At 70.3% G+C, this 21,420-nt stretch carries 21 protein-coding genes; 10 read left to right on the top strand and 11 right to left on the bottom strand.

Features of this window, described 5'->3' with window-relative positions; all coding sequences use genetic code 11:
- Positions 1–5: 5 nt before the first annotated feature.
- Both sepH and pepN read right to left on the bottom strand, forming a co-directional pair.
- On the bottom strand, positions 6–1,409 hold the full coding sequence (gene sepH / locus AB0I12_RS12280) for a septation protein SepH (RefSeq protein WP_359928355.1): 1,404 nt from the start codon (positions 1,407–1,409) through the stop codon (positions 6–8).
- Between the two features lie 186 nt (positions 1,410–1,595).
- Entirely contained in the window at positions 1,596–4,052 is a 2,457-nt protein-coding gene (pepN, locus tag AB0I12_RS12275; RefSeq protein ID WP_359928352.1) for an aminopeptidase N, read from the bottom strand.
- A gap of 34 nt (positions 4,053–4,086) precedes the next feature.
- On the opposite strand from pepN, the gene AB0I12_RS12270 reads away from it, so the two are divergent.
- From AB0I12_RS12270 to AB0I12_RS12260, 3 genes are all read left to right on the top strand, one after another.
- Positions 4,087–5,031, top strand: a complete 945-nt coding sequence (locus AB0I12_RS12270) for an aldo/keto reductase (RefSeq protein ID WP_359928350.1) — start codon at positions 4,087–4,089, stop codon at positions 5,029–5,031.
- Positions 5,028–5,789 carry a peroxide stress protein YaaA gene (locus AB0I12_RS12265; RefSeq protein ID WP_359928347.1) on the top strand — a complete coding sequence of 254 codons (762 nt, stop codon included), beginning with the start codon at positions 5,028–5,030 and terminating at the stop codon, positions 5,787–5,789. Before AB0I12_RS12270 ends, AB0I12_RS12265 begins: the two co-directional genes overlap by 4 nt.
- 108 nt (positions 5,790–5,897) lie before the next feature.
- Positions 5,898–6,527, top strand: coding sequence for an HNH endonuclease family protein (locus tag AB0I12_RS12260; RefSeq protein ID WP_359928345.1), 630 nt, complete (start codon positions 5,898–5,900; stop codon positions 6,525–6,527).
- Positions 6,528–6,535: 8 nt separating this feature from the next.
- Here the strand turns inward: AB0I12_RS12260 and AB0I12_RS12255 are convergent, their stop codons facing one another.
- Complete coding sequence (locus tag AB0I12_RS12255; protein WP_359928342.1) at positions 6,536–7,483, bottom strand: LuxR C-terminal-related transcriptional regulator; 948 nt, start codon at positions 7,481–7,483, stop codon at positions 6,536–6,538.
- A 166-nt stretch (positions 7,484–7,649) separates the two neighbouring features.
- A complete protein-coding gene (locus AB0I12_RS12250; RefSeq protein WP_359929752.1) occupies positions 7,650–8,603 on the bottom strand; it encodes a DUF389 domain-containing protein in 954 nt (317 codons plus the stop codon).
- A gap of 101 nt (positions 8,604–8,704) precedes the next feature.
- Between AB0I12_RS12250 and AB0I12_RS12245 the strand changes: the two genes are divergently transcribed.
- Positions 8,705–10,120, top strand: a complete 1,416-nt coding sequence (locus AB0I12_RS12245) for an APC family permease (protein WP_359928340.1) — start codon at positions 8,705–8,707, stop codon at positions 10,118–10,120.
- Here AB0I12_RS12245 and AB0I12_RS12240 read toward each other — a convergent pair.
- Complete coding sequence (locus tag AB0I12_RS12240; protein ID WP_359928337.1) at positions 10,062–11,261, bottom strand: Cmx/CmrA family chloramphenicol efflux MFS transporter; 1,200 nt, start codon at positions 11,259–11,261, stop codon at positions 10,062–10,064. The two genes, AB0I12_RS12245 and AB0I12_RS12240, sit on opposite strands and share 59 nt — an antisense overlap.
- Positions 11,262–11,371: 110 nt before the next feature.
- On the opposite strand from AB0I12_RS12240, the gene AB0I12_RS12235 reads away from it, so the two are divergent.
- Positions 11,372–11,980, top strand: a complete 609-nt coding sequence (locus AB0I12_RS12235) for a rhomboid family intramembrane serine protease (protein ID WP_355700561.1) — start codon at positions 11,372–11,374, stop codon at positions 11,978–11,980.
- On the opposite strand, the gene AB0I12_RS12230 is transcribed toward AB0I12_RS12235, so the two are convergent.
- Positions 11,973–12,893, bottom strand: a complete 921-nt coding sequence (locus AB0I12_RS12230) for a threonine/serine dehydratase (RefSeq protein WP_359928333.1) — start codon at positions 12,891–12,893, stop codon at positions 11,973–11,975. The two genes, AB0I12_RS12235 and AB0I12_RS12230, sit on opposite strands and share 8 nt — an antisense overlap.
- Positions 12,894–12,943: 50 nt before the next feature.
- Here AB0I12_RS12230 and AB0I12_RS12225 point away from each other — a divergent pair, with 50 nt between their 5' ends.
- Complete coding sequence (locus tag AB0I12_RS12225; RefSeq protein ID WP_359928330.1) at positions 12,944–14,836, top strand: propionyl-CoA synthetase; 1,893 nt, start codon at positions 12,944–12,946, stop codon at positions 14,834–14,836.
- On the opposite strand, the gene AB0I12_RS12220 is transcribed toward AB0I12_RS12225, so the two are convergent.
- Positions 14,804–15,583 (bottom strand): alpha/beta fold hydrolase, encoded by a 780-nt coding sequence (locus tag AB0I12_RS12220; protein ID WP_359928327.1) that lies wholly within the window; start codon positions 15,581–15,583, stop codon positions 14,804–14,806. The genes AB0I12_RS12225 and AB0I12_RS12220 overlap by 33 nt on opposite strands.
- Before the next feature lie 17 nt (positions 15,584–15,600).
- Between AB0I12_RS12220 and AB0I12_RS12215 the strand changes: the two genes are divergently transcribed.
- Together AB0I12_RS12215 and AB0I12_RS12210 are read left to right on the top strand one after the other, a co-directional pair.
- Positions 15,601–16,251: an SDR family oxidoreductase gene (locus AB0I12_RS12215; protein ID WP_359928324.1), complete on the top strand. Its 651-nt coding sequence runs from the start codon at positions 15,601–15,603 to the stop codon at positions 16,249–16,251.
- Between the two features lie 60 nt (positions 16,252–16,311).
- Positions 16,312–16,719 (top strand): OsmC family protein, encoded by a 408-nt coding sequence (locus tag AB0I12_RS12210; protein WP_359928321.1) that lies wholly within the window; start codon positions 16,312–16,314, stop codon positions 16,717–16,719.
- On the opposite strand, the gene AB0I12_RS12205 is transcribed toward AB0I12_RS12210, so the two are convergent.
- Together AB0I12_RS12205 and AB0I12_RS12200 are read right to left on the bottom strand one after the other, a co-directional pair.
- Positions 16,709–17,503, bottom strand: coding sequence for a sugar nucleotide-binding protein (locus tag AB0I12_RS12205; protein WP_359928319.1), 795 nt, complete (start codon positions 17,501–17,503; stop codon positions 16,709–16,711). The two genes, AB0I12_RS12210 and AB0I12_RS12205, sit on opposite strands and share 11 nt — an antisense overlap.
- A gap of 52 nt (positions 17,504–17,555) precedes the next feature.
- A complete protein-coding gene (locus AB0I12_RS12200) occupies positions 17,556–18,017 on the bottom strand; it encodes an Lrp/AsnC family transcriptional regulator (RefSeq protein ID WP_359928316.1) in 462 nt (153 codons plus the stop codon).
- Positions 18,018–18,110: 93 nt separating this feature from the next.
- Here AB0I12_RS12200 and AB0I12_RS12195 point away from each other — a divergent pair, with 93 nt between their 5' ends.
- Both AB0I12_RS12195 and AB0I12_RS12190 read left to right on the top strand, forming a co-directional pair.
- Positions 18,111–18,944 carry an LLM class flavin-dependent oxidoreductase gene (locus AB0I12_RS12195; RefSeq protein WP_359928313.1) on the top strand — a complete coding sequence of 278 codons (834 nt, stop codon included), beginning with the start codon at positions 18,111–18,113 and terminating at the stop codon, positions 18,942–18,944.
- A 23-nt stretch (positions 18,945–18,967) separates the two neighbouring features.
- The gene (locus AB0I12_RS12190; protein ID WP_359928310.1) at positions 18,968–19,393 is read left to right on the top strand and encodes a nucleoside deaminase; all 426 of its coding nucleotides are present in this window, start codon (positions 18,968–18,970) and stop codon (positions 19,391–19,393) included.
- Positions 19,394–19,425: 32 nt separating this feature from the next.
- Here the strand turns inward: AB0I12_RS12190 and AB0I12_RS12185 are convergent, their stop codons facing one another.
- Positions 19,426–20,340 (bottom strand): toxin-antitoxin system, toxin component, encoded by a 915-nt coding sequence (locus AB0I12_RS12185; RefSeq protein ID WP_359928307.1) that lies wholly within the window; start codon positions 20,338–20,340, stop codon positions 19,426–19,428.
- Positions 20,341–20,385: 45 nt separating this feature from the next.
- The gene (locus AB0I12_RS12180; protein WP_359928304.1) at positions 20,386–21,345 is read right to left on the bottom strand and encodes a WYL domain-containing protein; all 960 of its coding nucleotides are present in this window, start codon (positions 21,343–21,345) and stop codon (positions 20,386–20,388) included.
- Positions 21,346–21,420: the final 75 nt, after the last annotated feature.

The raw sequence follows: 21,420 nt of genomic DNA, 5'->3' as shown, positions 1-21,420 counted from the left end.
GGGGTTCAGTCGGCCTTCTTGCCGAACATGATTTCGTCCCAGCTCGGGACACTGGCGCGCTTGCCGCGGCGGGCGGGCTTCTTCTTCGGCTCGACCGGGGTGTCGTCGGCGGGCTGAGCGTTCTCGGCGGCGTCGGGCAGGGCCTCCTGTGCAGCCGGAGCCGCGACAGGCTCGGGACGCGGCGCCTCTGGCGACGGGCCGCGAACGGGCTCTGGGCGAGGCGAGCGCTCCTCGGGCCCGGGTTGCGGACGGCGCGGCTGTTCCGCGCGAGCAGCGGGAGCAGTAGCAGCAGGTCGCGGCTCCGCGGGGCGAGGTGCCTGCGGCGCGTCGGGCTCTTCGTCCGCGGCTCGCTCCTCCGAGGCCCGGTCGTCCGGGGTGGCGGGGGAGGCGAACGCCGGCGGCTCGGCGGGACGCTCGACGGCGCGGACGGACGGCCGGGGCGCCGGAGGCTGGTCGACAGGTACGTCGATCAGGGTCGGCTCCTCGTCCGGGTCCGGCACCGACTGCACACGCCGCGGGCCGCGCTCCACCTCCCGCGAAGCGTCCCGCGCGACCTCTCGGGGGAATTCGCGCGGCTGCTCTCGACCGTTGTCGCGAGTGACCTCACGGGTCTCCAGACCGAACTCGCGGCCGTCGCGGGAAACCGGGTGGTTTCGGCGCCGTAGCGCGATGGTGTCCTCGAAGCCCGCCTCGTAACTGTCGGCGCCGTGGTCAGGGGCGATCAGCGGGTCGATGTCCGCGACTGCAGCCAGCCGCCGCTCACCGGGCTGCGGCTGAACCGGCGTCGGCATCACCTGCGCTTGCTCGCCGACCAGCCAGCGCGCCTCGTCGTCGTCCGGCACCGCGTACCGCCCGGGGGCGTCGTACGCGAACATGGCGATCTTCTCTTCCTTCTGCTCCGTCCCGGAGTCCTCGCTGTCCTCGGACTCGACGAAGTACGACACGCGGACGGCCCAGCGGCCGTCCTCACGGCGCCACGCGTCCCACTCGGCCGACGCCGGGTCGATCTGGCGCGTGCGCAGCCGATCGGTGACCCAGGCGCCGAGGTTGCGGGTCGGGGCGTCGCCGCCGCCACGACGGCGGACGGACGCGCGCTGCGCGAGGCTGGCGATGTGATCGCGCTCGGCGAGGACCGGGCCGGCGAACGCCATCACGCGTTCCATCGGCATCTGGGCGACGGCTGCGACCGCCTCGGGACTTTCGCCGGCGCGGATACGAGCCTGGATGTCTCGTGGGCGCAGCGCGCTCTCCATTTGAATCTCCAGCTGGCCGAGTCGGGCACGGTCGCCGCGGAGGGCCGCACGCAACCGGTCGTCGACCGGAACGGCGAACTCCTCACCCGTCTCTGCCATCGCCAGGACGAGTTGGGTTCCGTCCTGGCTCAGACCGACGAGCCTCGCCTCGCGCATTGACCTTGTTCTCCTGTGCGGTTCTAGACAGTCTCTCCCGGACGCTGGGCCTGACCAAGACCGGCGCGCCGTGCCGCGCGGTCATTGTGGAGGTTACGTCACGAAAACACATCTTGCCTGGTCCAGGGTCCTCCTGATCACACCAGTCACACTAGTCACAACACGGTGTGACAGCTAACCGACTTGTCAGTTCGTGTAGGCCGAACGCACCGCAAGCGCACGCTTCAGGTCGTCCGCGCCGTCGCCGACGGACCGCCGGATGCCGGCCGCCACGGAATCGTCGGCGATCAGGTCGGCGGCCCGGTCGACCACGCGCTGCTCGACCGTGTACCGGGGGAACGCGAGCTTCGCGCTGGTCGCGACGACCCAGCCGGAGCGGAGCTTCTCGGTGCCGGCGATCTCCGCGAAGTACCGGTCGACGTACGGCGCCGTGACCGCGGCCTGCGTCGGATGCCAGAACCCCTCGCACGCGGCGTACAGCTCGTAGTTCGCCAGGTCCGCATCGGTGGTGATCTGCGTCCAGGCGCGCTCCTTGGCCTCGGCCGTCGGCAGCGCGGACCGGCACCGGGTGGCGTGCACGACGCCTTCGGACGAGGAGTCCCGCTCGACCTCGGCGTCGATGTCGGCCTCGCTGATCGCGCCGAGCCGGGCCAGGTGCAGCGTCACGATCCAGCGCAGGTCGGCGTCCATCGTCACGCCCTCGGGTACGCCGTCACCGGCGAGCCAGCCCTTCAGCAGGTCGGCGTCGTCGGTGAACCGCGCGAACCCGCGCGCCACCGACAGCTGCACGCTGCTGCCGGCCTCGACGGTCTCCAGCCGCGCACGCAGTACGTCGGCCAGCTGCCCGCGGTACGGCTCGTACGGCAGGTAGACACCGAGCAGGTGCGTGCCCGACCAGTTCAGCAGCGTGCCGACCGCGATGTCGCTGGTCTCGGTCGGCAGCATGCCGAGCACCACGTCGAAGCCGACCTTCGGGTCGAGCTCCGAGTCGGCGACCGCGTCCCGCACGCTGTTGAGGATGACGGCGCGGGTGACGCCGTCGTCGATCTTCGGCAGCAGCGCCGCGAGGTTCTCCAGGCTGACCGCGTCGAGCCGGATCTTCGCCCAGCTGTCGTCACCGGCGTCCGGGATCACGACCGCGAGCGCCGGGTCCAGGTCGACGTCCACCTCGTCGGCGTCGATCAGCACGTCGGCCGTGGTCCGGTTCCCGTCGGTGTCGTACCCGCCGACGGTGAGCTTGTGCGGCCGTGCCGCCGGGTACGCCTCGGGTGCCTTGCGGTGCAGCTTGATGCCGGTGGCGGTGCGGGACACGCTGATCGTGTCGAGCCCGGCCGTCCGCAGCCAGGCCTGCGCCCAGTCGTCGAGACCGGCCGCGCCGGCCTCGGTCCACTTCGCGACCAGGTCGGCGAAGGTGGCGTTGCCGAACTCGTTGGCGGCGATGTGCGCGTTGACGCCGGCCAGGAAGACGTCGTCGCCGAGGTACGCCGCGAGCTGCTTGAGGACCGCGGCGCCCTTGGCGTACGAGATGCCGTCGAAGTCGTCGAGCGACGCGAGCGCGTCCTTGACCGCGTCGGCGGCGACCGGGTGGGTCGAGGACCGCTGGTCGGCCTGCAGGCCCCACCACTTGCGGATGTAGGCGAAGTCGATCCAGTTGTCGGTGTACCGGGTCGCCTCGGTCGAGACCCGGTGCGCCATGTACTCGGCGAACGACTCGTTCAGCCAGAGGTCGTTCCACCACTTCATCGTCACGGTGTCGCCGAACCACTGGTGCGCCATCTCGTGCACGATCGTCCGCGCCCGGCTGCTGCGCTCGCCGTCGGTGACCGCCGAGCGGAACACCATCGGGTCCCGGAACGTGACGCAGCCCGGGTTCTCCATCGCGCCGGCGTTGAACTCCGGCACGAACGCCTGGTGGTAGTCGCCGAACGGGTACCGGTAGCCGAACATCCGGTGGTAGGCGTCGAAGGACTGCTTGGTGACCTCGAAGATGTCCGCGGCCTCGCGCTCGAGGGCGTCCTTCAGCGACTGCCGTGAGACGACGCTGAGGTTGATCCCGTCGTGCGCGTCGGTGATCTGGAAGTACGGTCCGGCGACGACGGTGACGAAGTACGTCGACAGCGGCTTGGTCTCGGCGAGCTCCCAGCGGCCGGGGGAGACCTGCGTGGAGGCGCCGTTGCCGAGCACCAGCCAGTCCTGCGGTGCGGTCACCGTCATCCGGTACGGCGCCTTGAGGTCGGGCTGGTCGAAGCAGGCGAAGATCCGCGGGGCGGCGTCGAGGAACGACATCGCGTAGGTGTAGGTGAGTCCGTCGGCGGCGTCGACCGCGCGGTGCAGCCCCTCGCCGTCGTGCGAGTACAGCATCGAGGCGACCACGACGAGTTCGTTGTCCGGCTGCAGGCCGGTCAGCTCGAGCCGTCCGTCGTTCAGCCCGGCGACGTCGACCGCCGCACCGTTGAGGGTCACCGAGATCAGCTCGTCGGGTTTCACGTCCAGCCAGGTGGACGGATCGGTGGCCCGGAACTTGATCGTGGTGGTGGACCCGAACGTCCGATCGCCCTGGGTGAGGTCGAGATCGACGTCGTACGACTGGACGGAGAGCGCGGCGGCCCGAGTGCGGGCGCCGTCGACGGTGAGACTCGGCATGGGGGTCACTGTATGCCGTGATTAGGCTGAGCACATGAGTGATATGGAGTACCGGCAGCTGGGTGACTCCGGTCTTACGGTGAGCGTTGTCGGGTTGGGCTGCAACAACTTCGGCCGGCGGCTCGACGCGGGCCGGACCGAGGCCGTGGTGAACGCCGCGGTCGACGCGGGCATCACGTTGTTCGACACCGCGGACATCTACCGGGGCGAGCACGGGTTCAGCGAGGAACTGCTCGGCAAGGCGCTCGGGTCGCGCCGCGACGAGGTCGTGATCGCGACCAAGTTCGGCGGCGACATGGGCGGGGTGAACGGCCCCGACTGGGGCGTCCGCGGCTCCCGCCGGTACATCCGCAAGGCCGTCGAGTCGAGCCTCCAGCGGCTCGGCACCGACTGGATCGACCTCTACCAACTGCACTTCCCCGACCCGGTGACACCGATCGAGGAGACCCTGGCGGCGCTGTCCGAGCTGGTTGCCGAAGGCAAGGTCAGGTACGTCGGCAGCTCGCAGTTCGCGGCCTGGCAGGTCGTCGACGCCGACTGGACCGCCCGGACGAACGGTCTGGAGCACTTCGTCAGCGCCCAGAACCAGTACTCGCTGCTCGAGCGCGACGTCGAGGACGAACTGGTCCCGGCCTGCGAGCACCTCGGCCTCGGCATCCTGCCGTTCTTCCCGCTCGCGTCGGGTCTGCTCACCGGCAAGTACAAGCGCGGTACGACGGCGCCGGAAGGCACCCGGCTGGCGACGCAGCCCGAGCGACTGGCGCACGCGGACTTCGACAAGATCGAGGCCCTCGAGACGTTCGCCGCCGAGCGCGACCTGACGATGATCGACGTCGCGATCGGCGGTCTCGCAGCCCAGCCGGCGGTGGCGTCGGTGATCGCGGGCGCCACCAGCCCCGACCAGATCGCGCAGAACGTCAGGGCCGGCCTGTGGGAGCCGACGGCCGCCGACCTCGCCGCACTGGACGACCTGACGTGACACTGATCCTCCTGCCGCCGTCCGAAGGCAAGACCGGACGGTTGCGCGGTCGTGCGGTGGACTTCGCGACGCTGTCGTTCCCGGAGCTGAACCCGGTCCGCGAGCAGGTCCTCGAGACCTTGGCGAAGGTGTCCGCGTCGGCCGACGCGCACGATGTTCTCGAGGTCGGCGCCTCGCTGCGCGACGAGGTCGAGCGCAACACCCGCTGGCGCACCGAGCCGTCCGTGCCGGTGTCGGAGCTGTACTCCGGTGTTCTGTACGACGCGCTCTGCTACTCGACGCTGTCGGCGGGCTCGAAGCGCCGGGCCGCGAATCGGCTGCTGGTCATCTCGGCCGCCTGGGGTGCGCTGCGACCGGGCGACCGCGTTCCGCCGTACCGGCTCTCGATGGGGACGACGCTGCCCGGCCACGGACCGCTCGCGTCGGTGTGGCGCGATCCGCTGAGCGCCGCGCTGGCCGACGTGGACGGTGTGATCGTGGACTGCCGCTCCTCGACGTACGTCGCGGCGTGGCGGCCGAGCGGCGACCAGGCGGACAAGTGGGTGTCGGTGAACGTCGTCCGGGAACGCGGCGGCGTGCGCTCGGTCGTCTCGCACAACGCCAAGCACACCCGCGGTCTGGTGGCGCGGCACCTGCTGGAGTCCGGCAAGGACCCGGGGACGCCGAAGTCGCTGCACAAGCTGATCGGTGAGCGGTGGAACGCCGAGCTGGACCGCGCGGCGGCCGGGTGGACCCTGACCGTCGTCGAACACGACTGACGTTCACTGGACTGTAACTGGTGAGTGGTTTTCTACGGTGCGTGACCGGGGAAGGCTGAGGGCAGCAACGTTCAGGGGGGATTCCGCCCTACCTCGGAGGCCTGACCGATGCGACGCATCATCACACTTGTGCTCACCCTCGTGGTGGCAACCACCGCCTGGGCTGTCGGCGTCCAGCCGGCGCTGGCCTACCCGCCGACCCCGCCGTCGGCGAGCACCGCGGCCAGTCAACTCGCCAGTCTCACCGTGAAGACGGAAGGCTCGACGAGCGGCTACAGCCGGGACCTCTTCCCGCACTGGATCATCCAGTCCGGGACCTGCGACACCCGCGAGCAGGTGCTGAAGCGCGACGGTACCGGCGTCACTGTCGACAGCAGCTGTCACCCGACCGCCGGGAAGTGGTACAGCGTGTACGACGCAGTGTGGGTGACCGATTCCTCGTCGGTCGACATCGACCACATCGTGCCGCTGGCCGAGGCCTGGAAATCCGGTGCGAACGCCTGGACGACCGCCCGGCGGCAGCAGTTCGCGAACGACCTGACGATCGCGCAGCTGATCGCGGTCTCGGCGTCCAGCAACCGCTCGAAGGGTGACTCGGACCCGTCGGAGTGGAAGCCGACCAACACGTCGGTGCACTGCATCTACGCGCGCGAGTGGATCTGGGTGAAGTACACCTACGGCCTGTCGTTGCAGTCCGCGGAGAAGACGGCCCTCACGCAGATGCTCGGCACCTGCTGATCCTCGGGCTAGTCCTCGAGGAGGTGGCGGCGCTGGGCGTGGATGCCGGCCTGGAAACGGGTCCGCGCGCCCAGCGTCTCCATCAACTCGGCCACCCGCCGGCCGACCGTGCGGCTGCTCAACGCGAGCTGCCGCGCGATCGCGTCGTCCTTGAACCCGGCGGCAAGCAGCGTCATCAGCCGGGCGTCGGTCGGGTCGGCCTTCGCGGCTGGGACCACCGGCACGGCCTGGTCCCAGAGCAGCCAGAACATCTCGATCAGCGCGTCCAGCAGCGCACACGGATGCACGACCAGCGCGCTGTCGACCAGTTGGTCAACTGAGAGAGGCAGTAGGGCGATCTTCCGGTCGAACACGGCCAGCTTCATCGGCACCTGCGGATGCACGCGTGACGTCTCACCGGCGTCTGCCGCGCTGTACGCCTCGTCGACACCGCCCGGGATGTCGAGCGAGTCCGGGGAGTAGATGCCGTGCACGACGACGCCCTCGCCGAGGAGTCCTCGCACGGCGCTGTCCGATTCGTCGGCCTGAGCGGCGTACGGCGGCCGGTCCAGCACCAGGAGCTGATGACCGGTGCCGTTGAGAAGCTGTGCGAACCGGGCGGCGATCGCCTCCTGCCCGACGATCACCTCGACCAGATTCTCCGGCCGGTACTGCTCCTGGGTGCTCAGCTCGGACAGCAGCACCCGGGCCTCGGCGCGGACACGGTCCAGCTCGGCCCGCCGTACGGCGACCAGCGCGTCGACCGCGACGTCCGGACGGGTCGGGAGCAGCCGCACCGGGTCGTCGGAGGTACTCGTCAGCAGACCGAGCTTCTCGAGGCGGCCGACGGTGGCGACGACGTCCTGCTCGTCCCGGCCGAGGCGCCCGGCGAGCTCACGGATGTCGCAGCCCGGGGCCGACAGCAGCGCCCGGTAGGCCTCCTCATCGGGTTCGTCCACCCCAACCGACTCCAGCATTCGAACAGGCTATCTCGTCGGTTGGACGGCCTCGACCGGTTTGGCGACTTCGCGCCATGTCTGGGATAGGTCAGCGCACTGTCCGGTGCTGCCAGGTGCACGGACCCCTCAGGTGGGGTATGTCTGACGGTGCCGGGCGCGCGCGGATCGAACAGGGGACGTTCGGTCAAGCCTCAACGCGCGCGCCCGACCTTCGCTTCACCCGCAGGTAGCTGCGCCAGATCATCTGTTGCAGCATCAGCGTGACCACTCCGGCGGCCGTCATCCCGGCGAGGTTGATACCGAGCTGCGCCGCCGATCCGCCGATCTGGTGCGGCGCCCAGAGCGCGATCGACAGGGCGAGGTCACCGGCGGCCGGGACGGTCGTCACCGAGATGAAGACGCCGACCAGTGCGTTGCCCCGGCCGGCGGTCTGCGACAGGACGCCGGCGCACCCGGCCAGGACGGCGACGACGGCCGACCAGCGGTCGGGTCGCCAGATGAAGCCGGTCAGCGGCCGGTCCGCTGTCACGTCGGCGGTGTCGACCCAGCCGACGGCCCGCGCCAGCAAGGCGGCTACCACCGTGATGGCGATCGCGATGACGAAGCCCTTGACCAGGAGTGCCAGGGACCGCCGGGTCAGGCCCTTCTTGCGCAGGAACAGGCCGACCGCGAGCGCGGCGACGACACCGAACTCGGGGCCGACGACCATGGCGCCGACGACGAGGATCGAAGAGTCGGTGATCACGGCGACCGACGCGATCATCGTCGCCAGCGTGAGGAACACGTAGTACGACCAGGACCCGCCGGCCTCGTTGTAGGCCTGGTCGACGACGGCGTCCCAGATCACCGCGTCGTCGGGTGCGCCGGGCGCCGCCTTCTCCGCGGCCTGGGCGTTCCGCGACGGCGCCGCGTCGACCGCGCTGACCGCGACCGCGCCGTCGTCGTACAGGCCCTCGGACTTGAGGAAGGCCAGGACATCCGATGTGGCCTCGCGGGTCACGTCGCACTCGACGACATCGCCCTTCGGCCGGTGCGCGGCGCCGGGCAGCCGGACGATGCTGGTGACCCGCGGATCGGCGACGAGCGTGTCCAGGACGCGCTCGCTGCGGTCCGATGGGACGATGAGACGAAGGTGCATCACGGGCCACATGCTGTCAGGCCGCCGGTCACCTTCCGGTCATGGCCTCGCCCTGCACCCCCGGATATGGTCCACTGACGCACCGGATCCAGGGAGGCACAATGAGTGACGGTACCGCTGCCGCCGAGCCGAAGGCCGGCGAGCGTCCCGAGCTGAAGCGGGTGATGGGGCCCGGGCTCCTGCTGTTGTTCGTGGTCGGCGACATCCTCGGCACCGGCGTCTACGCGCTGACCGGCAAGGTGGCCGGCGAGGTCGGCGGCGCGGTGTGGCTGCCGTTCCTGTGCGCGTTCGTGGTCGCGCTGCTGACCGCGACCAGCTACCTGGAGCTCGTCACGAAGTACCCCAAGGCCGGCGGCGCCGCGGTCTACACGCACAAGGCGTTCGGCATCCATTTCCTGACCTTCCTGCTGACGTTCGCGGTGATGTGCTCGGGCCTGACCTCGGCGTCCAGTGCGTCGAAGGCGTTCGCGGCGAACTTCTTCTCCGCGGCGCACATCGACCCCGACCGCGGGGCGCTGCTGATGATCACCGCGCTCGCGTTCATGACCCTGATCGCGCTGGTGAACCTGCGCGGCGTCGGCGAGAGCGTGAAGGCGAACGTGGTCCTGACCTGCGTCGAGCTCAGCGGTCTGCTGATCGTGATCGGGATCGGCGCCTGGGCGCTGATCGGCGGCGACGGAGACACCTCCCGGCTGACCGAGTTCCACGTCCCCGAGGGTGAGTCGGGGTTCGGCGCGGTGACCGCCGCGACCGCGCTGGCGTTCTTCGCGATGGTCGGGTTCGAGGACTCGGTGAACATGGCCGAGGAGACCAAGGACCCGGTCCGGATCTTCCCGCGGATGATGCTGATCGGCCTGTGCATCACCGGTGTGATCTACGTGCTGGTCGCGATCTCAGCGGTCGCGCTGGTCTCGCCGGACGAGCTGAACAAGGGCGCCACGCCGCTGCTGAAGGTCGTCCAGGCCGGTGCGCCCGGGTTCCCGCTCGAAGTGTTCGCGTGGATCACGATGTTCGCGGTCGCGAACTCGGCGCTGATCAACATGCTGATGGCCAGCCGGCTGCTGTACGGGATGTCGCACGAGCAGGTGCTGCCCGGTCCGCTCGGCCGGGTGCTGCGCCGCCGCCGGACGCCGTACATCGCGATCCTGTTCACCACGCTGCTCTCCTTCGCCCTGATCGGGTACGCCGACCTCGCGGCGCTCGGCGGGACGACGGCGTTCCTGCTGCTGTGCGTCTTCGCGATCGTGAATGTCGCGGTGCTGGTGTTGCGCCGGGACCCGGTCGAGCACAAGCGCTTCCATGCGCCGACCGCGCTGCCAGTGCTGGGCGCCGTGCTGTGCGTCTACCTGGCGAGCCCGTTGTCGGGGCGGGCGTCGGCTGACTACAAGATCGCCGGTTGGCTGATGCTGGTCGGCGTCGGGTTGTGGGCACTCACGTGGCTGCTCAACAAGTACGTGTTCAACCGGCACGCCGATTTCGACCCGTCGCACCTCGATCAACAGGGGCCGGTGAACTGACCGGCAGGTTCGCCGCGACCACCACGGTCACCAGGGCCAGGGCTCCGGTGGCGACCGCGATCCAGCCGAGTGCGGGGTAGCCCGCACCGGCGTCGATGGCCAGGCCGCCGAGCCACGGCCCGGCCGTGATGCCCACGTTGAACGCGGAGAAGTTGGTCGCGGTCGCGAGCGTCGGCGCGTCACCGGCCAGGCCGAACACCCGGGCGTTCAGCGCCGGGTTGGCGGCGAATCCGAAGCCGCCGAGCAGCGCGGTCACCGTGATGGCCGCGGCCGGGACGCCGGCGGCCAGCGCCAGTACGGCGGACAGCAGGATCAGCCCTGTGATGCTGATGAACAACGTGTGGAACGGCAGCGCATCGGCGAATCGGCCGCCGATGGTGATCCCGATGAAGGAGCCGAGGCCGTACAGGGCGAGGACGGCGGGGACCGCGCCGTCCGGCAGGCCGGTGGTCCGGGTGAGCAGCGGCGCCAGGTAGCTGAAGACGACGAGGATCGTGGCGGTCACCAGGGCTGTCGTGGCGAAGGCCAGCCAGAGTCGTGCGTTGCGCAGGACCCGGAGTTCGTCGGCGAGCCGGGGTGCGGTCGCGGGATCGAGCCGGTCGGCCGGGACGGTGGCCAGCACGCCGGACATCGCGAGGACGCACAGGCCGGCGACGGTCCAGAACGCGGATTGCCACCCCAGATGCTGACCCAGGACAGTGCCCAGCGGGAGCCCGACGATGGTCGCGATCGTCAGGCCGCCTGTCACGACGCTCATCGCGCGGGCGCGGCTGGTCGCCGGTACGAGGTTCACGACGGTCACCGCGGCGACGGACCAGAACCCGGCGTACACGAACGCGCCGGCGATGCGGGTCGCGAGCAGCACCGCGTAGCTCGAGGTCAGCGCGCCGGCGACGTGGGTGAGCGCGAAGACCCCGAGGAAGACGAGCAACGCCGTACGGCGGGACCAGGTGAGCGTGGCGACCGCGAGGACCGGCGCGCCGACGAGCATGCCGAGCGCGAACGCCGAGATCAGCAACCCGGCCCGGGGGATGGAGACGTGCAGGTCGCTCGCGAGTTCGGGCAGCAGTCCGGCGAGCATCAGCTCGGACGTGCCCTGCGCGAAGATGCTCAGCCCAAGGACATAGACAGCGATCGGCATCGTTCCCCCTCACTCCGACGAGTGCCACTCGCAGTATCACAGATATCACTGTCCGCTGTCGCCGCGCCTGTCTCGGGCTGAGACTTGGGGGAGTACGGCATCGTAGAGACATGAGCTTTCAGACCCCGGCGAAGCGATCTGGGCGGAGTGTGGACACCGCCAAGATCGGTAGCGGGCTGAAGTTGCTCGTGGCGCTGGTGGGGCTGATGTGGCTGTCCGAGGTCGTCGACACGGCGATGAACGGCGCTCTGGACCAGTACGGGATCATCTCCCGTGAGCCGCGCGGCCTGGTCGGCATCCTCACCGCGCCGTTCCTGCACCTCGGGTTCGGGCACCTGATCTCGAACACGCTGCCGCTGGTCACCCTCGGCGCGCTGATCGCGGTCAGCGGCGCGGCCCGGCTGTTCGCGGTGACCGCGATCGTCACCGTGATCGGCGGCTTCGGCACCTGGCTGATCTCACCGCCGAACACGATCACGATCGGCGCCAGCGGCCTGGTCTTCGGGTACGCGTCGTACCTGATCCTCCGCGGACTGTTCAACCGGCGGCTCGGTCAGGTGCTGCTGGGCATCCTCGTCGTGATGGTGTGGGGCAGCGCGCTGCTCGGCGGGCTGCTGCCGCAGGACGGGATCTCCTGGCAGGGCCACCTGTTCGGCGGTATCGCCGGGGTGCTCGCGGCCTGGGTGCTGGCGGACGACAAGCAGCAGCGCGTCAAATAAGCGTGCTCGGGTCCGTGTTGGCCCCGCAGACCACGACGACGACCCGCTCGTCGGCCGCTGGTTCGTAGGCACCTGAGGTCAAGGCCGCGTACGCCGTGGCGCCGCCGTGCTCGGTTGCCAGGTGGTACGTGTGCCAGAGCTCTTTGCGGGCGGCAATGATCGCGTCGTCTTCCACCAGGACGGACTGCACGTGATGGTCCTGAACCGCCTCGAACGCGAGATCGCCCAAGCGGCGGGCTCCGAGCGAGTCGGCCGCGACCCCGCCGACCGATCCATCCGCGGGCTGCCCTGCACGCAGGGCGCGGTGCATCGTGGGTGCTTGCGCCGGCTCGACGCCGATGACCTGGGCGTTGGCGCCGATCGCGGTGGCGATGCCGGCGATCAGGCCACCGCCGCCGACGGCGACCAGGACCGTGTCGAAGCCGCCGGCCTGCTCGAGCAGTTCGAGGCCGACGGTGCCCTGGCCGGCGACGATCTCGGGCTGGTCGTAGGCGTGCACCAGCAGTGCGCCCGTCTCCTCCCGCTCGGCGAGCGCCGCCTGGTACGCCTCGGCGTACTCGGATCCGACCTGCACGATGTCCGCCTCGAGCGTGCGCAACTTGCCGAGCTTCGCGGCCGGCGTCGTTTCCGGCACGAAGATCCGGGCAGGTACGCCGAGTTCGCGGGCCGCGTACGCCGCGGCCAGCCCGTGGTTGCCGCCGGAGGCCGCGACGATGCCCCGGCCGGTCAGCTCGCCGCTGTCCTTCGCGGTCAGCAGGCGGTTGAACGCGCCGCGCGGCTTGAACGAGCCGGTGTGCTGGAGCAGTTCGAGCTTGAACGTGAGGCCGGGCGCCACCGGGATCACCGGGGTACGCCGTACCCGCCCGGCGATCCGTGCCGCGGCACGCTGGACGTCGTCGAGGCTTACTGTCATGCCCCAACCCTGCCACGATGGGAACCAGCCGACGGTTGGGAGGCCAGGCAATGGCTGGGATGGGCGCGTACGAGGAGAGCTACCGGCGGAGCCTGGACGACCCGCACGGATTCTGGCTCCAAGCCGCGGAGGCGATCACCTGGACGCGGCCGCCGACCCGCGCGATCGACGCCGCCCACGCCCCCATCTTCCGCTGGTTTCCCGACGGCGAGCTGAACACGTCGTACAACGCCCTCGACCGGCACGTCGAGGCCGGTGACGGACAGCGGACCGCCCTGATCTACGACTCGCCCGTCACCGGGAGCGGCCGCACGTACACCTACGCGCAGCTGCGGGACGAGGTGGCGGAGTTCGCCGGCGCGCTCGCGTCGCTCGGGGTCGGCAAGGGCGACCGCGTGATCGTCTACATGCCGATGATCCCGGAAGCAGTCGTCGCGATGCTGGCCTGCGCTCGCCTCGGTGCGATCCACTCGGTGGTGTTCGGCGGCTTCGCGCCACGCGAGCTGGCGGCCCGGATCGAGGACGCCGGCCCTCGCGTGATCGTCGCGGCGTCGTGCGGCATCGAGCCGACCCGGGTGGTCGAGTACAAGCCGATCATCGACCAAGCGCTGACGATCTCCTCCCACCAGCCGGAGCACACGATCGTGTTCCAGCGCGAGCAGGCCCCGGCCGAGCTCGGTGAGCGCGACATCGACTGGACCGCGCTCACCGCAAAGGCCCAGCCGACCGGGCCTGTGCAGGTCGCGGCCACCGACCCGCTCTACATCCTCTACACCTCCGGTACGACGGGCAGGCCGAAAGGTGTCGTCCGCGACAACGGCGGTCACGCGGTCGCACTGGCCTGGACGATGCGCAACGTGTACGACATCGGCCCGGGCGACGTGTGGTGGACCGCCTCCGACGTCGGCTGGGTCGTCGGGCACTCGTACATCGTCTACGCACCGCTACTGGTCGGCGCGACCACGATCCTGTACGAAGGCAAGCCCGTCGGTACGCCGGACGCGGGCGCGTTCTGGCGGGTCATCTCCGAGCACGGAGCGAAGGCGCTGTTCACCGCGCCGACCGCCTTCCGGGCGATCAAGAAGGTCGACCCGGAGGCCGCCGAGCTGGCGAAGTACCCGATCGACGGGTTCCGGACGCTGTTCCTGGCGGGGGAGCGGCTCGACCCGGAGACGTACCACTGGGCGCACCAGCACCTCGGCGTACCGGTGGTCGACCACTGGTGGCAGACCGAGACCGGCTGGCCGATCGCCGCGAACCCGCGCGGGCTGGAGCCGCTGCCGACCAAGCCGGGATCGGCGACCGTGCCGATGCCGGGCTGGAACGTGCAGATCCTCGACGCCTACGGCAAGGAGCTGCTGCCGCACGAGGAAGGCGCGATCGCGATCAAGCTGCCACTGCCGCCCGGCGCGCTGCCGACGCTGTGGGGCGACGACCAGCGCTACATCGACAGCTACCTGAAGGAGTACGACGGCTACTACCTGACCGGCGACGGCGGGTTCATCGACGACGACGGCTACATCTTCGTGATGGGCCGCACCGACGACGTCATCAACGTAGCCGGCCACCGGTTGTCGACCGGTTCGATCGAGGCCGTCGTGGCGGCGAACCCGGCGGTGGCCGAGTGCGCGGTGATCGGCGTGCACGACCCGCTGAAGGGTCAGCTGCCGCGCGCGTTCGTCGTGCTGAAGGCCGGTGCGACGGTGCCCGAGGACGTGCTGCGCGACGAGCTCGTGGCCGCCGTACGCCGGGAGATCGGGCCGGTCGCCGCGTTCCGGGACGTGTCGGTGGTCGACGCGCTGCCGAAGACCCGCTCGGGCAAGATCCTGCGCCGGACGATGCGCGGGATCGCGGACGGCCGCGACGAGCCGGTCCCGTCGACGATCGAGGACGCCGCGGTGCTCGACGCGCTACGCCCGGTCCTGCGCGGCGAGGAAGGCTAGAACGGCGGGACTCGCCACCGACCGGGACTCGTGGAAGTAGGCGTGCCGCGCGCCAGGGATCAGCTCGGCCCGTGCGCCCGGGATCCGGTTGGCGAGCAGTTGCGCGTTCGCGACCGGGCTGAAGACGTCGTACGTGCCGTGCAGGATCAGCGTGGGCGCCGTGATGCTCGGCAGCCCGTCCCACGCGTCATGCCGGTTGCTGGCCACCAGATGACGGCCTTTGGCGTACGGCGGCATGCCCGTGTCACCGAGCACGTAGTACGGGCCGGGGTTGTGGGCGAGCCACTCCGGTGTGTACATGAGCTCGAGCAGGACACGGTCGCTGCGCGCCGGGTCGGCCAGCGCCTTACGGATCTCCTGGCTGCGTTCGTACCCGTGCTCGGCGCCTGGTGACGTGCAGCCGAGAACCAGCTTGCCGACCCGATCCGGCGCATCGATGGCGAGCCACTGCGCGACACGGCCGCCCATCGAGGTCCCGTAGATGTCTGCGCGGTCCAGGCCGAGGGCGTCGAGTACGGCGATCACGTCCTGCGCGAACCCGCGCGTGCTGTACGGCTCGTCGGGCTTGTCGCTGTCACCCGTCCCGCGCCAATCCAGGGTGATCAGCCGCCGTCCTCCGAAATCGGCAAGGATCGGATCCCACCACGTGTGGTTGTTCGACTGACCGGCCAGCAGGACAAGTGGTTGCCCCTCGCCACGAACCTGATAGGCGATCTTCGTCCCGTCAACAGCTGCCGCGTGTGGCACAGAGATAGTGTGCAGGTATGCGAGTCGTGATTGCTGGTGGACACGGTCAGATCGCCCTGCGGTTGACGCGGTTGCTGAGCGCCGACGGGCACCAGGTCGTCGGCGTGGTGCGGAACCCGGATCACGAGGCCGACATCGCCGCCGCCGGCGGGCAGGCCGCCGTCCTGGACCTCGAACAGGCCGACGCCGGCGCCGTGGCCGAGGTGCTGTCCGGCGCGGACGTGGCGATCTTCGCGGCCGGCGCCGGGCCCGGCAGCGGCAACGCGCGCAAGGACACCGTCGACCGCGGCGCGGCCGCGCTGTTCGCCGACGCTGCCGAGCAGGCCGGCGTCCGGCGGCACCTCCAGGTGGGCTCGATGGGCGCCGACCGCGCCGAGTCACTCACCGACGACTCGACGTTCACGATCTACCTGAAGGCCAAGTGGGCCGCCGAGGAGGACCTCCGGGCGCGCGACCTGGACTGGACGGTCCTGCGGCCGGGCGGCCTGACCGACGACCCCGGCACCGGCACGGTGTACCTCGCCGACAAGACCGGCAACGGCCGGATCACCCGCGACGACGTGGCGCTGGTGCTGGCCGGTCTCTGTGACACTCCGGCCGCGATCGGCCGGACGCTCGAGCTCGTCGCCGGGGACACCCCGGTCCGCGAGGCCCTCGAGAACCTCTGAAGTTGCCACAAGCAACAGAATGCGACGGGACGGCGACATATGGCAGACACACTCCGGCAGGTGACCTTCGAGCGCCTGGTGAACAGCAGCTACGAGGTGCGGAACGCCCGCGGCGGGAGCATCCGGGTCGGCTCCGGCGGGGCCGACACCGACTTCACGCCGGTCGAACTGCTGCTGGCTGCGATCGGGACCTGCTCGGCGATCGACGTCGACATCGTGGTCAGCCGCCGGTCCGAGCCGACCGAGTTCAGCGCGGTGGTCCGCGGTGACAAGATCCGGGACCCCGAGGAGGGCAACCGGATGGAGAACCTCGCGGTCGAGTTCACCATCGACTTCCCCGAGGGTGAGGACGGCGACAAGGCCCGCGAGGCCCTGCCGCGCGCGGTGAAGATGTCCCACGACCGGCTGTGCACGGTCAGCCGCACGGTCGAGCTCGGCACACCGGTCACCACGACCGTCAACGACTGAGACGGCTCGCCGGACTCAGGAACTCGGTGGCCGGCCGGAGGCGGGTGTGAAGTAGTTCCTGGGTCCGCCGGCTGTCGAGCCGGATGTCGGACGGCTCACCCGGGACCGAGGGCAGCGTGCCCGGATCCAGGCCGTCGCGGATCGCGATCCGGCGCCCGAGTTCGAGCCGGCTCAGCGCCTCCGGCCCCGCGACGTGTGCGACCCCGGCGACGTCCGAGGAGAGCAGTTCGAGCAGCGCCGCCGCCAGATCCGCGACGTGGACCGGACAGCGGATGTTGGCGGTGTAGAACGCGCCGGGCTCGCCGGCCGCCAACCGGCGTACCCGTAGCTCCTCCTCCGACAGGCCGTCGGATCCGATGATGAGCGACGTACGCGCGATGACGGCCTTGGGCAGGATCGCCTGGATCGCCGTCTCGGCCGCCGCCTTGGCCGCGCCGTACGGCGTCGTCGGGCACGGCAGCTCATACTCCTCGAAGGCGGCGGCCCGCGGTCCGAACACGGCATCGCTCGACACGAACACGAGCCGCGCACCGCCCGCTGCCAGCGCGACGTTCACCGCCCCGTCGGTCGTCGTCGCCCAGTCGTCCTGCTTGTACGCGGTGTGGATGATCCCGTCCGGCCGGACATCGCGGATCACCGCCCGCACCTCGTCCCGGCGCCGTACGTCGAGCTTCACCCCGCCCGGCACGGTCTGCGAGTGGTACGCCGGCACGACCTCGTGGCCGGCGGCACGCAGCAGTTGACGCCCCAGGAGACCGGTGGCCCCAGTGACGAGCAACCTCACCTGGCCACTGTATGACGTTCGAGCCGCCAACCGGCAATCCGCGTGGCCCGCTTCACGCCTGGTCGCTCACCGGCTTGTGCGGTCCGCGGTAGCGCTGCGTCTGCGAGTAGACCAGGTTGGTCGTCGTACTGCCGAAGTCGGTCAGCTCGTTGACGAGCTCCTCCAGGTGCGGCATCGACGCGGCCGCGACCTTCAGCGTGTAGCAGTCGTCGCCGGTGGTCCGCAGGCATTCCAGGATCTCGCGGCGCTCGGCCAGCAGCCGGCGCAGCGGCTCGTGCTTGTTGCCCGGGTACTTCAGCCGTACGACGGCCAGCACCGGGTAGCCGACCTTCGTCAGGTCGACCTCCGCGCGGTAGCCGGTGATGACGCCGATCGACTCGAGCCGGCGCACCCGCTCGGTGGTGGCCGACGCGCTCAGGTTGACCCGCCGGCCGAGCTCGGTGAGCGACAGCCGGGCGTCGTCCTGCAGCTCGTTCAGGATCGTCCAGTCGATCGGATCGAGAGTCTCGGTCATACGGTCAATCTACCGTCGATTCCCCGGCAGATGGTGCCGTACGCCGGGAGGAATCTCTTCAGCAGCGGCCACTCGCCTGGATAGCCTGAGGGCGTGGAACTTGGAGTGAATGTGCCGAACTTCGGCCCGGGGACGAACCCGGCGCGGCTGCGGGACTGGGCCGGCGTCGTGGAGGGTCTCGGCTACGACCTGCTGATGGTGTCGGACCACGTGGTGATCACGCCCGACGTCGCGGAGCAGTACCCGGCGCCGTTCTACGAGCCGTTCACCACGCTCAGCTGGCTGGCCGGGATCACGTCCCGGGTCCGGCTGGGGACGACGGTGCTGATCGCGCCGTACCGGCACCCGTTGCTGGTGGCAAGGATGGCGGCGAACCTGCACGCGTTGAGCGGCGGCCGGCTGGTGCTCGGCGTCGGGGCGGGCTGGGCGCGCGGCGAGTTCGAGGCGCTCGGCGCGGAGCACGCGCGGCGCGGCCGCCGGACCGACGAGATCCTCGCCGAGGTGCGCCGGGCGTGGGCCGACACCGCCGACTACGGCGACGGGACCATCCCGATCTGGGTCGGCGGCTCGAGCCCGGCGGCGTTGCGACGGACCGTCCGGTACGGCGACGCATGGCATCCGTTGCGGCAGACGATCGGCGACCTGCGGGTCGGACTCGACCGGCTGCGGACGACCGCGGCGTCGCTCGACCGGCCGGCGCCGGCGTTCGCGCCGCGGATCCTGCTCCGGCTCACCGACAAGCCGCTGCGCGACGACGAGCGGGTGGCCGGCGAAGGCTCGACCGATCAAGTCGTGCAGGACCTCGCCGTCCTGCGGGAGCTCGGTGCGCAGAGCGTCGTGCTCGACCCGTTCGTCGGCGACCCCACCGAGACCGAGCGGCCGGAAGCGGCCTGGCAGGCGCTGGCGACGATCGCGGCGCACCGGTGACCATCCCTATGACTGGAGACGCTGTGACCCCTGAAGAAGAGAACTTCCTGCGCCGCGCGATCGCCCTCGCCGCCGCGTCGCGCGAGGCGGGCGACCCGCCGTTCGGCTCGCTGCTGGTCGGACCCGACGGGTCGGTCCTCGCCGAGGACCACAACACCACGATCAGCGAGGGGAACATCAGCTTCCATCCGGAGCTGAAGCTGGCGGTCTGGGCGGCTCAGCACCTGACGCCCGAGGTCGCGGCCGGCACGACGATGTACACGAGCTGCCAGCCCTGCCCGATGTGCTCGGGCGCCCTTGCGCGCTCCGGCCTGGGCAGGGTCGTGTTCGCGCTGTCGGGGGAACAACTCGACGGCCTCAAGACGACCGGCGGCTTCCCGGCTGTCCCGTTGGAAGGCCCGGCTTTGTACGACGAGGCCCGCGTGCCGGTTGACGGCTACTACAGCTGACACGGGGTCCCGTTGCCGGGACCCCGCAGCGACTACTTGACCGGCGTCAGGCAGAGCACGTACTTGGTGGAACCGTTCTGGTAGCGGTAAGACGCCTCGGCGTTCTCGCCGCACTGGCCGTCGTCGGTCGAGTCGTCGATCTTGTCGACGATCTTGTACTCGGCCTCCGACGAAGCGCAGTCGACGACCTTGACGTCCGGGTTGACCGACGTGCCCTTGTTCACCACGCAGGCGCCGATCTTGGCCTTGGCCTCGGTCGAGTTCAGGTTCGCGAACACGATCGCGGCGATCAGCGCGATCGGCAGGATCAGCATGGCGATCGCCGGGCGCTGGAACAGCGGCTTGCCCGGGTCCATCGGACGGCCGGGGCCCGGCGTGGGCTCGGGGAGAGCCTTGAACTTCTGCATCGGGCCGATGTTCATCAGCATGATGAACGGGTTGATGATCGCCGAACCGATGCCCCACCAGCCCTGCCAGAGGCTCTTCGACGTCATGTCGCGCACCGACGCGATCCCGCAGGTACGGCAGAACGGGCCGGTCAGCTTCAGCCAGCGCATCAGGATGATCATGCCCTGGTGGCCGCGGACGGTCGCGTCGGCCGCCGGGTAGCCGCCGCAGAACCGGCAGGTCATCTGGCCCTGCGGCGCGTAGCCCTGCTGCGGGAACGACTGGTCCTGCTGGTACTGCTGGCCGGGGTACTGACCCTGCTGCGGCGGGTACTGCTGACCGGCGTCCTGCTGGTACTGCTGGCCTGCGTACTGCTCACCGCCGTACGGCTGCTGGTACTGCTGGCCGCCGTACTGTTCCTGACCGGGTTGCTGGGGTTGCTGGGGCTGCTGGCCCGGGTCGGTGTACTGCGGAAACTGCTGCTGCTGGGGTGGCGGACCGTAGCCGGCCGGCTGACCTGCGTAAGGGTTCTGCGGCGGCTGGGGAGGGGATGTGGTCACGGATATTTCCTGAGGCTTGATCGGGACACTTTGAACCATCGCACCTTACTCATGCAGCTGGTCCACCGCGGCGTAGCGCTGCGTCAATTCCCGGCCAAGTCGCGCGAGCTCCGCCTGTACCGACGGCGGGCCCACCACCTCGATCGAACCGCCCCAGCCGGCCAGGTGCTGCGCGATCATCAGCGGCGTCGGCGCGGTGACCCTGACCCGCACGCGATCGCCGTCGGTCCCGTCGACCTCGCAGTTGCGGCCGAGCCGGTCCTGCATCACCCACACGAACCGCTCGTCCATCAGAACCGTTGCCGTCAGCCCCGATCGTCGTTCCTCCATCCGCTCGACGATCTCCGCCCACGCCGTCGACAGGTCGAAGCCGGGCGGCCGCTCGAACGAAGCACCGGTCGGCTCGGCCTCCGCCACCCGGTCGATGCGGAAGGTCCGCTGACCCTTCTCCGTCCACGCGATCAGGTACCAGACGTCGTCCTTGTCGACGAGCCCGAGCGGATCCACCACCCGCTCCGACGTGTCGCGGCCGCGCCCCGAGTAGCGCAGCCGGACGCGTTCCCGGCGTACGACGGCGTCCTGCAGGCGGCGTACCAGTTCGGGCCGCTCCTTCACGTGCTCGCCCCAATGTGCCGGGTCGATCACCACGGCCTCGGCCGCCGCCTGCGCGTGCTCGCGGAACGTGTCCGGCAGCGCGCGAACGAGCTTGCGCAGCGCCGCCTTCGCGTCCGGGGCGATCGACGCCGCGGGGCCGACCAGCAGGAACAAAGCCTGCGCCTCGGTCGCCGTCAGCCCGCTCAGATCGGTGCGTGCACCGCCGATCAGCTGCCAGCCGCCGTTGCGTCCCGGCTGTGGATAGACCGGGATGCCGGCCGTCGACAGCGCCTCGAGATCACGCCGGGCCGTCGCGACCGAAATCTCCAGCTCCGCCGCCACGTCGGCCGCGGTCACCCGGCCCCGGGCCTGCATCAGCAACAGCACCGCCACCAACCGATCCGCCCGCATGCCCCGATCGTCGCAGAAAAACCGCTCACCGTCTGAGCAGTTAAAACGGGCTACGCTCAGATCCGGACGGCCTTC

The sequence above is a fragment of the Kribbella sp. NPDC050459 genome, from assembly GCF_040655315.1.
Classification (GTDB): domain Bacteria; phylum Actinomycetota; class Actinomycetes; order Propionibacteriales; family Kribbellaceae; genus Kribbella.
This window is presented reverse-complemented; position numbering and strand designations above follow the sequence as displayed.

Coding starts and splice junctions, on each gene's coding strand:
- sepH (WP_359928355.1), bottom strand. CDS start 1,409: ATGCGCGAGGCGAGGCTCGTCGGTCTGAGCCAGGACGGAACCCAACTC.
- pepN (WP_359928352.1), bottom strand. CDS start 4,052: ATGCCGAGTCTCACCGTCGACGGCGCCCGCACTCGGGCCGCCGCGCTC.
- AB0I12_RS12270 (WP_359928350.1), top strand. CDS start 4,087: ATGAGTGATATGGAGTACCGGCAGCTGGGTGACTCCGGTCTTACGGTG.
- AB0I12_RS12260 (WP_359928345.1), top strand. CDS start 5,898: ATGCGACGCATCATCACACTTGTGCTCACCCTCGTGGTGGCAACCACC.
- AB0I12_RS12255 (WP_359928342.1), bottom strand. CDS start 7,483: ATGCTGGAGTCGGTTGGGGTGGACGAACCCGATGAGGAGGCCTACCGG.
- AB0I12_RS12250 (WP_359929752.1), bottom strand. CDS start 8,603: ATGCACCTTCGTCTCATCGTCCCATCGGACCGCAGCGAGCGCGTCCTG.
- AB0I12_RS12245 (WP_359928340.1), top strand. CDS start 8,705: ATGAGTGACGGTACCGCTGCCGCCGAGCCGAAGGCCGGCGAGCGTCCC.
- AB0I12_RS12240 (WP_359928337.1), bottom strand. CDS start 11,261: ATGCCGATCGCTGTCTATGTCCTTGGGCTGAGCATCTTCGCGCAGGGC.
- AB0I12_RS12235 (WP_355700561.1), top strand. CDS start 11,372: ATGAGCTTTCAGACCCCGGCGAAGCGATCTGGGCGGAGTGTGGACACC.
- AB0I12_RS12230 (WP_359928333.1), bottom strand. CDS start 12,893: ATGACAGTAAGCCTCGACGACGTCCAGCGTGCCGCGGCACGGATCGCC.
- AB0I12_RS12225 (WP_359928330.1), top strand. CDS start 12,944: ATGGCTGGGATGGGCGCGTACGAGGAGAGCTACCGGCGGAGCCTGGAC.
- AB0I12_RS12215 (WP_359928324.1), top strand. CDS start 15,601: ATGCGAGTCGTGATTGCTGGTGGACACGGTCAGATCGCCCTGCGGTTG.
- AB0I12_RS12200 (WP_359928316.1), bottom strand. CDS start 18,017: ATGACCGAGACTCTCGATCCGATCGACTGGACGATCCTGAACGAGCTG.
- AB0I12_RS12180 (WP_359928304.1), bottom strand. CDS start 21,345: ATGCGGGCGGATCGGTTGGTGGCGGTGCTGTTGCTGATGCAGGCCCGG.